This window comes from Granulicella sibirica (assembly GCF_004115155.1).
GTDB lineage: Bacteria > Acidobacteriota > Terriglobia > Terriglobales > Acidobacteriaceae > Edaphobacter > Edaphobacter sibiricus.
In genome coordinates, this window is sequence record NZ_RDSM01000006.1 from 193,221 (window position 1) to 204,212 (window position 10,992).

Here is a 10,992-nt window from a genome sequence, read left to right on the forward strand (position 1 = left end):
ATTCGACCTAACGGTCCTCTCATCACGGGAGTTCTATTGGGCCGCAACTAAGGATCGGATCCGAACGTCGCGGACCGCATCATCTGCGCACGACGGATTCAAAACCGACACCAAACTACCGAGCACATGTGGTTCCCCAATTGGAAGGTGAGGTCCAAAATGAACGTCCAGCGCACATTGCTGCCGCTAGTCATCCTGTTGTCGACTGGCTTGGCGAGAGCTCAACAATTCACCGGGAGAGTGACCGACCCTACTGGAGCCGTCGTCCCGAAGGTGACCATTACTGCGCGCAACATCGATACCAATGTGAGTGCCAAGACACTGACAACGAACTCCGGCGACTACACCATCCCCTATCTCAAGGCCGGCAACTACACGGTGACCGCTGAGGCGAAGGGCTTCGAGCGTGAGTTGCACACGGGAATCAATCTGCAGGTCGAACAGACAGCAACAGTGAACTTTTCCCTGAAGATCGGGAGCATGACGGAAACCGTGACCGTTAACAGCGATCCGCTGATTGATTTCGGAAAGGCGGATGCGGGTGAGGTTGTGGAAAATACGCGCGTCACAGAGCTGCCTCTGAACGGCCGCGATCCGGGCATGCTGTCCATCCTGACGGCCGGCGTGACATGGAACCAGGGAAGTTTGCAGTATCAGCGCCCGTTTGATGACACGCAGGCCAACACGGCCATCAATGGCGGCGGCTCCGGTAATGTGGAACTGATGCTGGACGGAGTTTCCAACGAAGCGTCCTCAACGAACAATACCGGCAACGCACGCATTGCCTATGTGCCACCGGTGGACTCGGTTCAGGAGTTCAAGATCATCACCAATGCATACGACGCGCAGTTTGGACGCAACTCCGGCGGCGTGGAGGACGTGATCCTGAAGTCCGGCACGAACTTCATCCATGGCGACGTGTACGAATACGCCCGCCGGACCTTTCTGGATGCGAATACGTGGCAGAACGACTACAAGATCGCCACGGCGCTGCCCGGTTCCAGCGTGTCTCAGTTCTCCACCCAGAAACACAAGCTCGATCAGTACGGCTTTGAGCTTGACGGCCCCGTCGTGATCCCTAAGCTCTACAACGGGCGGGACAAGACGTTCTTCGCGATGCAGTATGAGAACTGGAACGAGATAGAGCCCAATACCATCACCGATTCTGTCCCGGATCCGGCCTGGCTAACCGGTGACTTTACCAACCTACGGTATTGGAACGGCTCGTCCTATGCTCCCATCAGCCTGCTTGACCCCATGAACATCACCCAGAACGCGAAGGGCACCTATGTGCGTGTTCCTTTCGGCCCGACCGACAGCATCAATCCGACACCTGCAGCGAACATCATTCCCGCTTCACGCATCAATCCGGTCGCGCAAAAGATACTCTCTTTCTACCCCAAGCCCAACACCGCAACGGCCCCGGGCACCAATCCCTTTGCCAACAACTACACAGTTGCGGCGCAGGATACGGACCGGTACCGCAACGCCCTCGCGAAACTGGACCAGAACCTATCGGCCAAAGACCGCTTGAGTTTCCACTATGGATACTGGGAACGGGTCGAGATTCGCAGTACGAACGGCTTCACCAACGATGCGGGTAATGGTCAGCTGCCCCATGGAGAACGCAGTCACACGTTCACGCTGGAAGAGACTCACACAGTAAGCCCCAACCTGTTGATCGACTTTCGAGCCAACGTATCCGTAAGAGCCGACTACTCCATTGGGGGCCCGCGCTTCGATCCAACGACCCTTGGCTGGTCTCCAGCCGATGTGGCCGCTATGGGAACCGCTGCCGCGTCCGAGTTTCCCTACATTTCCGTGAGTGAATTTGCCTCCCTGGGTACGAATAGCGATGGGCAAACGGTCAGCAATTCTCTCCTCCTGTTTCCCTCGGCGACCTGGGTCAAGAATAAACACTCGATGCATTTTGGACTCGACGCGCGCTTCCAGCAGTCGGCTGACAACATCGTCGGGGGCGGCAACAATCTTTGGGTGGATCGCACCTGGACCCAGACGAACTGTGGCAGTTGTGGCTCGTGGGACCCCGCCAGCGGCAATTCCATTGCGTCGTTGCTTCTGGGCAATCTGACGTCAGGCTCCAACACCATCAACACAAAGACGTTCTGGTCTGCGCACTACTGGGCTCCGTTCTTCCAGGACGACTGGAAGATTACGAAAAACCTGACACTGAATCTCGGCGTGCGCTGGGACTTCGATCCCGCCCAGACTGAGCGGAATAACTTTGGTAATTACGCGTTCAACACCACGGCTGTGAATCCGATCAGCTCTCAGGTATCGGTTCCCGGCTATTCGCAGATTCTTGGTGGGATTACGTACCTCGGCGTCAACGGCAATCCTCGCGCACCGTTTGCACTTAGGAAGTACAACATCCAGCCACGCGTTGGCTTCGCTTATGCCTTGAACAACAGAATGGTGCTTCGCGGAGGCTTTGGTGAGTCCTACAGAAGCCCTCAGAATGCCGCCTCTTCGTATGGCTACAATGCCACCACCAATTACCAGGCGAGCGATCCTACCCATCCCGGCAGTACCTACCCCAACCTCGCAAATCCCATCAGCCATCTCTACTCTTCCGTGGTTCAGCCTACGGGAAACTCGCTGGGCATGTTGGAGCAGCTGGGACAGAACCCTTTTTTCCTGAATCCTAATTACAAGATTCCCAGCTTCTGGACGTATTCCCTGGGGATCCAGCAGCAGTTGTCTAAAAGCGACACAATCAGCATCGCATATGTGGGCAGCCGCCTCTACAACGGCGACAGCAGCGATAACATCAACCATCAAAGTGCGTCGGCCTATGCGCCCTGCAACCCTGCGTTGGGCGGACGGAATGAAGTCTGCAGCAACAACAATCCCCAAAACACATTCCTTGGGGTGAATGGCTTTCAAGGCTCGAACTATTACGACCAGACCACGATCAATGGTCTGAACTTTACACGTCCGTTTCCGGAGTTCGGGGATATTACGGAGTATCAGCTGAATGATGCACGTACCTGGTACAACTCCCTTCAGGTTACTGGAGCTCATAAGTGGAACAACTCCCTTACCATGCACGGCACCTGGACTTGGTCCAAACAGATGGATTCAGGCGGGTTTGCCGATACGGTCTACCGCGTTCCATCCAGGAGCATCGACGGAAACGATCGGACCAACCGCGTCACTCTTTCCGGAGTGTATCTGCTGCCTGTGGGACGCGGGCGCAGCTTCCTGGGCACCGCAAACCGGATTGTGGATGGAGTGATCGGCGGATGGGAGCTGGGCAGTCTGTATGTCTTCCAGACGGGCACGCCATGGGGTGTGCCAGGTGGGACCAATTTACTCAATAGCCCGTACGTGCGTCCTCACATTCAAAGGGACGATGGCTTCATCCGGCTGGTTGCACCGTGCGCGGAACAGTACAAGGAAGACAACTTGGGACGGTACAACCTGGTGAACCTGCCGTATGACTATGACGGTACCTGCACCCAGGCGAACTTTCTGGCGGTACCAAGCTACGGAGAGACGACGAACACGGTATATACGGGTATTCGCCTCCCCAACGTCCACCAGTTTGACGCCAACCTCTCCAAGAACTTCCGGCTGGTGGAAAGAGCTTCCCTGCAAATCCGCCTGGAAGCGTTCAACGTGCTTAATCATCCGCTATGGTCGGAGTCGCCCGATAGCAATACGAACGATTCCACGTTTGGACTCATACAAAAGGGACCGTCGGGACAGAGTAATCTGCCTCGCCAGGTTCAACTATCGGCGAAGGTAAGCTGGTAGTTGTAACCCGCCAAATCGCTTTCCCCAGTCGATGCCGGTTCATCGACTGGGGAGTCAGCTTGAGCCGCTGTTCCGTCCTGCGCTCCTGCAGCTGCCTCTACTGTGGGCTGGGGAACGTTCGGTGAACGGCATCCACGAACTCCCTGAAATGTACCGGTGGCCGAACAAGGAATGCCTCGAGTTCACGATTCGCAGGCTGGGTATTGCCCGGACGTTTGTTTTCATAGGACCCGTATATCGGGAAGGCCCACAAATCATCACTCCTTAGGAACAGTTGATGCATATGCATTACAAAGCCAGGTTGATCCCAGCCCTCCTCATACTCCTTGCCCTCACACTCACACTGCGGGCGCAGACCCCGTCAATACCGCCCGAGGTTGAGAATGAGGCCATTCTTGGCATTCACAAAGAGCCCTACCACGCCACGCTCATGCCGTACAACGATCGTATGGAGGCGCTGGCGGCTGACCGCAAGGCTTCGAGCTGGGCCCGCACGTTGAATGGCTCCTGGAAGTTCCACTGGGTTCCGCGGCCAGAGGAGCGCCCCGTCGACTTCTACAGGCTGAGCTTTGATGTGAGCGGCTGGAAGGATATCCCTGTGCCCTCCAATATGGAGGTGCAGGGTTATGGAACCCCCATCTATACGAATTTCACGTATCCCTTCAAGAAGGACTGGCCCAGGGTCACCGGCGAACCTCCGCGCGAGTTCACCACGTATACGGAGCGCGATGCCGTCGGCAGCTATCGTCGCGAGTTTGACGTTCCGGCGAACTGGAAGAGCCGGCGTATCTTCGTCACCTTCGACGGTGTAGACTCGGCTTTCTTTCTCTATGTCAACGGCAAGAAGGTCGGATACAGCGTGAACAGCCGCAATCCTGCGGAGTTCGATCTAACCTCCTATGTGATTCCCGGCGCAAAGAATCTGATCGCCGTAGAGGTGTACCGGTTCAGCGCGGGCAGCTACATGGAAGACCAGGATATGTGGCGGCTCAGCGGCATCTTTCGCAACGTGACCCTGTGGAGCGCGCCACAGGTTCATGTGCGGGATTTCTCTCTCACGACGGACCTGGATCCCGGCTACCGTGACGGAGTTCTCCGCGTGTCCGCGAAAGTCCATAACTACTCCGCTGCACCGCAGCCGGCACGCCGTCTCCAGGTGGAGGTTGTGCCTCGCGGACAGACAGCGAGCATCGCACAGACGGAAGTCGACGTTCCCGCGCTGGCGGCAGGTGAGGAGCGGCAGGTTTCCGCTTCGCTCCCGGTTGCAAATCCTGCAAAGTGGACGGCGGAGACGCCGAATCTTTACACGGCGGTGCTGTCGTTGAGCGGCGGTGGAGGCGCGCCTGCGGAGATGCTCTCGGCGCGCACAGGGTTCCGCAAGATCGAAATCAAGAACGCCGTCTTCATGATCAACGGCGTGCCGGTGAAGCTGAAGGGAGCGAACCGTCACGAGAACTGGCCCGACACGGGGCACACCGTTTCAGAGGATCGCATGATCCGCGATCTGGAGTTGTTGAAGCGGGTGAATGCGAATCACGTGCGCACTTCGCATTACACAGACGACCCGCGGTGGTATGAGCTTGCGGACGAGTACGGCATTTACCTTGTGGCTGAGGCAAATGTCGAGTGCCACGGCTACATGAACGTGCTGGACCGGGAGCCGCGCTACGAGCCGAGCATCGTGGACCGCAATGTGGCGAATGTGGAGAACCTGAAGAACCATCCCTCGGTGGTCATCTGGTCGCTGGGCAACGAATGTGGCGGCGGCAGCAGCTTCCGGACTGCGCTCTCGGCGGTGCGGGCAATCGACAGCACACGGCCCACGCACTATGAGCCCTTCGGCGGCGGGGCAAACCTGCCCACCGACATTGAAAGCCACATGTACACCAGCCCGCAGGAACTGCAGGCGGCGGGCGAGGATGTTAAACGCACCAGGCCGATCTACCTCTGCGAATATGCGCACGCCATGAATAACTCCATGGGATCGGTGGGCGATTACAACGACCTTTTCGACAAGTATCCAACGCTGATGGGCGGAGCCATCTGGGAATGGGAAGACCAGGGACTGTGGAACGGCCGCGATCTCAATCACCAGTACATGGCATACGGCGGCGGGTTTGGTGATTTTCCCAACGACAAATACTTCATCCACAAGGGTGTTGTCTTTTCCGACCGCACACCGAAGCCTCATTACCCTGAGCTGAAGCGTGCGTATCAATGGGTAAGCTTCACCCCGATTGCTCTGGATCGCGGAACGATCGGCGTCCGGAACAGGTATGCGTTCACCAACCTGAACACCTTCGTGCCGCACTGGACCCTCAGCGAAGACGGTATGACCATCGACGGTGGCACACTTCCTCCCATCGACGTGGCACCGGGCGCGAGCTCTGAGGTGACGCTGCCCATCCGCCGCATGTCCCGGAAGCCTGGGCGCGAGTACTTCCTCCAACTCTCCTTCGAGCTGGCAAAGCCGGAGCTCTGGGCAGATGCGGGATATCCGGTCGCGACAGAGCAGTTCGTACTGCCCGCCGCACCTGCCATAACGAGGGAGATTGCACAGTCGGACGTACCTGCATCCCTGAAACTTGCCCAGGACGACAGGTCCATCACCATTACGGGTAATTCGTTCCGCGTTGCGTTTGACAAGAGGCAGGGGACCATCTCGCAGATCGAGCGGGGCGGCACATCGCTGTTGATGGAAGGTGGCGGGCCGAAGCTCTACCTGTGGCGTGCACCCCACCGCAATGACGATGAGTGGGCTTCCAAGGCGTGGGACAAGTACGGGGTCAATCAGCTGCAGACATCGGTGAAGAGCATCAAAGCAACCCAACTGGGTGGCTCGCAGGTGCTAGTGGAGGCCACGCTGCTGGAGCAGGGGCGCCAAGGTTGGTCGGCAACCTACACGACCGCGTACACCGTTTCAGGCGACGGCTCCATTGCGGTGAAAAACAACTTCGTACCTGCGGGCGAGAGGATTCCGCTGGCACGGATCGGTGTGCGTCTCATGCTGAACACTGCCTACAACCGCTTCACCTACCTGGGACGGGGACCCATGGAAAATTACTCCGACCGTGATCGCGGATCGGACGTTGGGCTGTACTCCAGCACTGTGCAGGAGCAGCTGACGCCCTATCCCAAGCCGATGGAGGCGGGGAACCATGAAGACGTCCGCTGGGCTGCGCTGGGCGGCAGCGGTCTGCCATCGCTGGTGGCCGTGAGTGAGGGCAAGCTGCTCCAGGTCTCCGCCTTGCCGCTCCGTGATGAAGATCTCGATCAGCCGGCTCATGCGGAGGACCTGCCGCAGAGTACGTCCACGGTGCTCACGCTGGATACACGCACGCTCGGCGTCGGTTCCAGCAGCTGCGGACCGAAGCCCCTACCGCAGTACATGGTGTGGTCCGATCCAACGGAGTTCTCCTATGTGCTGCGGCTGTTGCCCACCGGCGATCATCAGTACAGCGATGCGGCGAGACTGCAGACGCTGGCGCAGTCACAGCCATCTGCAACCAACGCGAGATAGCGTGTGATCGGCCTGTTCTGCGCGGTGTCGCTTCACTCACGTCGGTGACACCGCGCAGTTGCCATCGCTACGGCCTTGTCTGGCAGATCTGCTGACCACTCGCGGGCTCGGCGCATGCAGGCCATTCGTTGCCGCTATCGCCCTTCTGGAGCAATGCGGATGAGCCGACCGTTAGCACTGTCCTTAATTGCCCACAGAGCACCGTCAGGCCCTTCCTGCACGTCCCGCATACGCTGGTGTTGTTCCAGCAGAAGGCGCTCTTCTCCCACAACCTTTGTGCCGTCAAGAACAAGCCTGCTGATGTGCTCGCCTGCCAGTGCTGCAACGAATAGATTGTTGGTCCATTCCGAGACTATCTTGCCGTCGTAGAACGTCATGCCACTTGGCGCAATGGTTGGGTCCCAATAGTAGACAGGCTGTTCCATGCCGTCTGCAGAGGTCAGGCCGTTGGCAGCTTCATGGTTCGCGTGGAGGTAATTGGCGCGGTCTTCGCTTTGCAGATGCCCGTCAATCCGCGTTTTGTCATAGTTCGTTCCATAGGCAATCACAGGCCAGCCATAGTTGCTGCCGGCGCGAATGAGGTTGATTTCATCGCCTCCATCAGGACCATGCTCGCTCTCCCACAGGTCACCGGTTGCAGGGTTGATCGTCAGCCCTTGTGGATTGCGATGACCATAAGACCAGACTGCGGCGATGGGGTGATTTTCGGCCTGCTGGTCCCGATCGGATGGATTTCCTGGTTTTGCTTTGCCCTCTAGCGTCACGCGCAGGATCTTACCCATGTACGAAAACAACGATTGGGCATCGCATCGGGTGGGGCAAAAGAAATGCTCACCCAGCGAGATGTAGAGAAAGCCGCCTCTGCCGAACATTAGCCGGCAACCGTAGTGCGAGGTCTGCAGAAGGGACGGGGTAACGCGCAAAATTGTCGTGACGTGCTCCACATGCTCATCGTCAGGGGTAAGCGTCGGCGCTGCGATGACGACGCCGTTGTCCCTCACCTGTCCGGTGTTCACATTTCCTTGGACCGGGCTGTTATAGGGATCACTCCTCGGCTCCACGTACGAAAATAGATGGTCCGATTCTCCGGAAAGTGCGGATCCAGCGCCACATCCGGCAGTCCGGCATCTCCGCCGTGGTGCACCGGCGGCAAACCTACGACGCTCTTTTCAACCGTTCCGTCTTGCTGTCCACCACACGCATGGTGCCGACCTTCTCCTTCACCAGGATCTTTCCGTCGGGTAGAAACGCGATTCCCCACGGCTGGTTCAATCCTGTCGTCATCACCTTCGCCGCGTAGTGCGCCCTTGTGACCACTGCGGGCGCCCGCGTCTGTCCTGCAAAGGCGGGCACCTGTCCCCTGCCGATGGGCGGCCGCGTCTCCAGCGGCTGTCCCGAGACGGGCGGCACCTCAGGCGGACGGTTCCGGGCACCTTGACACCGGCACCATTCGTATACTGGCCCGAAGCCCGACTGCACGGAACACTCGCCAGGAGTGCGACCGTCATCAGTATCGATCCTCGTCTCGGGTGTTTCTAAGTGACATCCTGCGGGAACCCTCCACTTTCATTGGCTGTTAGATGTCCACCTGAACTAGGTGCGTTTGCGACTGAAAGCGTCACAACGTCTACGAGCGGACGATTGGGGTCGGTTGGAGGACGTGGAAGGCGCCAGAGGCACGTCTGCGGATGCCACTTAGTTCTGGCACAGAGAGGGGATGCAACGAAGTTTTCTTCAGGCCCGCGACTGTGTGGATTGACGGTCTCAAACTGCTGCGATGCTGACAGTGTGTCGGCCAAACGGTAAACGTCAACTCTGCACGGCTGCACAACACCGGTTAGACTGACACTTCTTCATGGAAAGGCAAACGCATGCGTTCTAAGACTTTTTTGGCAAAGGACCCATTCTGGACGCGCCGGCAGTTCGTTCAGATGGGAGGGTTAGCCGTAACCGCGGGTGTGGCCACGTCGTGGCCGGCACTTTCGTTTGCATCGTCACTGCCATCGCATCCTGCCGGGACCTATAGCAACCCGGTGATCGCGGGTGACCATCCCGATGCGGGTGCTATCCGCGTCGGCAATGACTACTACCTGGTCCATACCACTGACCACTTCTCGCCGGGCCTGCTCATCTGGCACTCACGCGATCTGGTGCACTGGAAGGCTGCGGGAGCGGCGCTCGATGCCTACTATGGAGCCGTCTGGGCGCCCTTCCTGTGCGAATACAAAGGGTTGTTTTACATCTACTATCCCTGCGACGGCAAAATCTTCGTCGTCCAGGCACCGCATCCGTTGGGACCATGGAGCAAGCCAGTCTCCCTCGGTATCGGCGGGATCGATCCCACACACGGTGCCACTCCGGAAGGCCGCCGTGTCCTCTATCTGGCGGGCGGAGGGATGGCAGAGCTTTCAGACGATGGACTCTCCGTTAAGGCGCCGCCGCGCAAGGTACTATCTGCGTGGACCATCCCAGAAAATTGGCAGGTAGAATGCGAGTGCCTGGAGGCACCCAAGCTGCTGTTCCATAGCGGCTACTATCACCTGACCGTGGCAGAAGGCGGAACGTCAGGACCGCCTACGAGCCACATGGTGCTCTCGGCCCGCAGCCGCAACATTGACGGGCCCTGGGAGTGGTCGCCACACAACCCCATCGTTCACACTGGCAGCAGCGCAGAGACGTGGTGGTCGCAGGGGCACGGCCGCTTGGTGGACGACGCGGACGGTTCTTGGTGGATGACGTATCACTCCTACCGCAACGGCGCCCAGAACCTTGGCCGCCAGGTTCTGCTGCTGCCGATGGAATGGACTGAGGACGATTGGTACAAAGTGCGTGACGACGTCTCAGCCGGGAACCCCATTCCCAAGGCTCACCTGGAACCGGGACCCTCCGCGGACACGGCTGGCGCGTTCTCCGGCACAGCACTGGATCTGCAATGGCAGTTCTGGAAGGGTTACGACCTCAACCGGGTGCGCCTGGCGGACGGCTCGCTCACACTCGCCGCCCACGGCGACAGCATCCAGACCACATCGCCGCTCACGCGCGCCGCCACGCACCCAAGCTACACGGTTGAGGTTGACATCGAGATCACGCCGGGCTGCGAGGCAGGATTGATCCTCTTCTACGACAGCACTCACCTCTGCGGACTGCGCCTCACCTCGGACCCAAACACCCGATCGCCTGGCAAGACCTTCCTCGTGAACGGCGGACGAGCAACCCTGCGGATCGTCAAAACGGACCAGGTCGCAGACTTCTACTATCATCTTCAGGACGGACCCAACGCGGGCAAGTGGACGCACATCCGCGATTCACTGGACGTCACGACTTATCAGCAGAACGCGATTGGAGGCTTTCTTGATTTAAGGCCCGCTTTGTATGCCTGCGGCACTGGATCAGCGACCTTCCGGAACTGGAAATACCAGCCGAAGTAGCGAATCCACGGAGGTCGAACATCGGCGAGGTGAGCTAGGCTGGTTAAAGGTATCGTCAGTGTGTGGAAGATCCTGGACGAGAGGGCCTTCGGCATCTACCTGGTTCATTATGCCTTCGTGACATGGCTTCAGAATTGAGAGGTGGCTCGGGGAAACTGAACAAGGGCTTAGGTGGAGGATCTCGTCTGAAGTGGCCTAAGATGGCCTGAAAGAGGAGATGGAATGAGCAGACGTCCCCGTCGGAACCACACAGCGGCATTCAAG

General features: G+C 58.5%; 6 protein-coding genes. 3 read left to right on the forward strand and 3 right to left on the reverse strand.

The annotated features are described in order from the left end of the window. Positions 1–159 precede the first annotated feature (159 nt). A complete protein-coding gene (locus GRAN_RS24200; protein ID WP_161571152.1) occupies positions 160–3,780 on the forward strand; it encodes a TonB-dependent receptor in 3,621 nt (1,206 codons plus the stop codon). A gap of 277 nt (positions 3,781–4,057) precedes the next feature. Beyond that, positions 4,058–7,300 carry a glycoside hydrolase family 2 TIM barrel-domain containing protein gene (locus GRAN_RS24205; RefSeq protein ID WP_206662843.1) on the forward strand — a complete coding sequence of 1,081 codons (3,243 nt, stop codon included), beginning with the start codon at positions 4,058–4,060 and terminating at the stop codon, positions 7,298–7,300. Positions 7,301–7,434: 134 nt separating this feature from the next. Here GRAN_RS24205 and GRAN_RS24210 read toward each other — a convergent pair whose 3' ends face one another. From GRAN_RS24210 to GRAN_RS24220, 3 genes are read right to left on the reverse strand one after another with little or no spacing between them, the layout of a single operon-like run. Beyond that, positions 7,435–8,316 (reverse strand): PQQ-dependent sugar dehydrogenase, encoded by an 882-nt coding sequence (locus tag GRAN_RS24210; RefSeq protein ID WP_161571153.1) that lies wholly within the window; start codon positions 8,314–8,316, stop codon positions 7,435–7,437. Then, complete coding sequence (locus GRAN_RS27200; protein WP_421800880.1) at positions 8,313–8,561, reverse strand: PQQ-dependent sugar dehydrogenase; 249 nt, start codon at positions 8,559–8,561, stop codon at positions 8,313–8,315. Before GRAN_RS27200 ends, GRAN_RS24210 begins: the two co-directional genes overlap by 4 nt. Then, positions 8,456–8,710, reverse strand: a complete 255-nt coding sequence (locus GRAN_RS24220) for a PQQ-dependent sugar dehydrogenase (protein ID WP_128915647.1) — start codon at positions 8,708–8,710, stop codon at positions 8,456–8,458. Before GRAN_RS24220 ends, GRAN_RS27200 begins: the two co-directional genes overlap by 106 nt. Positions 8,711–9,171: 461 nt before the next feature. Here GRAN_RS24220 and GRAN_RS24225 point away from each other — a divergent pair, with 461 nt between their 5' ends. Then, entirely contained in the window at positions 9,172–10,728 is a 1,557-nt protein-coding gene (locus GRAN_RS24225; protein ID WP_128915648.1) for a family 43 glycosylhydrolase, read from the forward strand. The last annotated feature ends 264 nt before the right edge of the window (positions 10,729–10,992 follow it).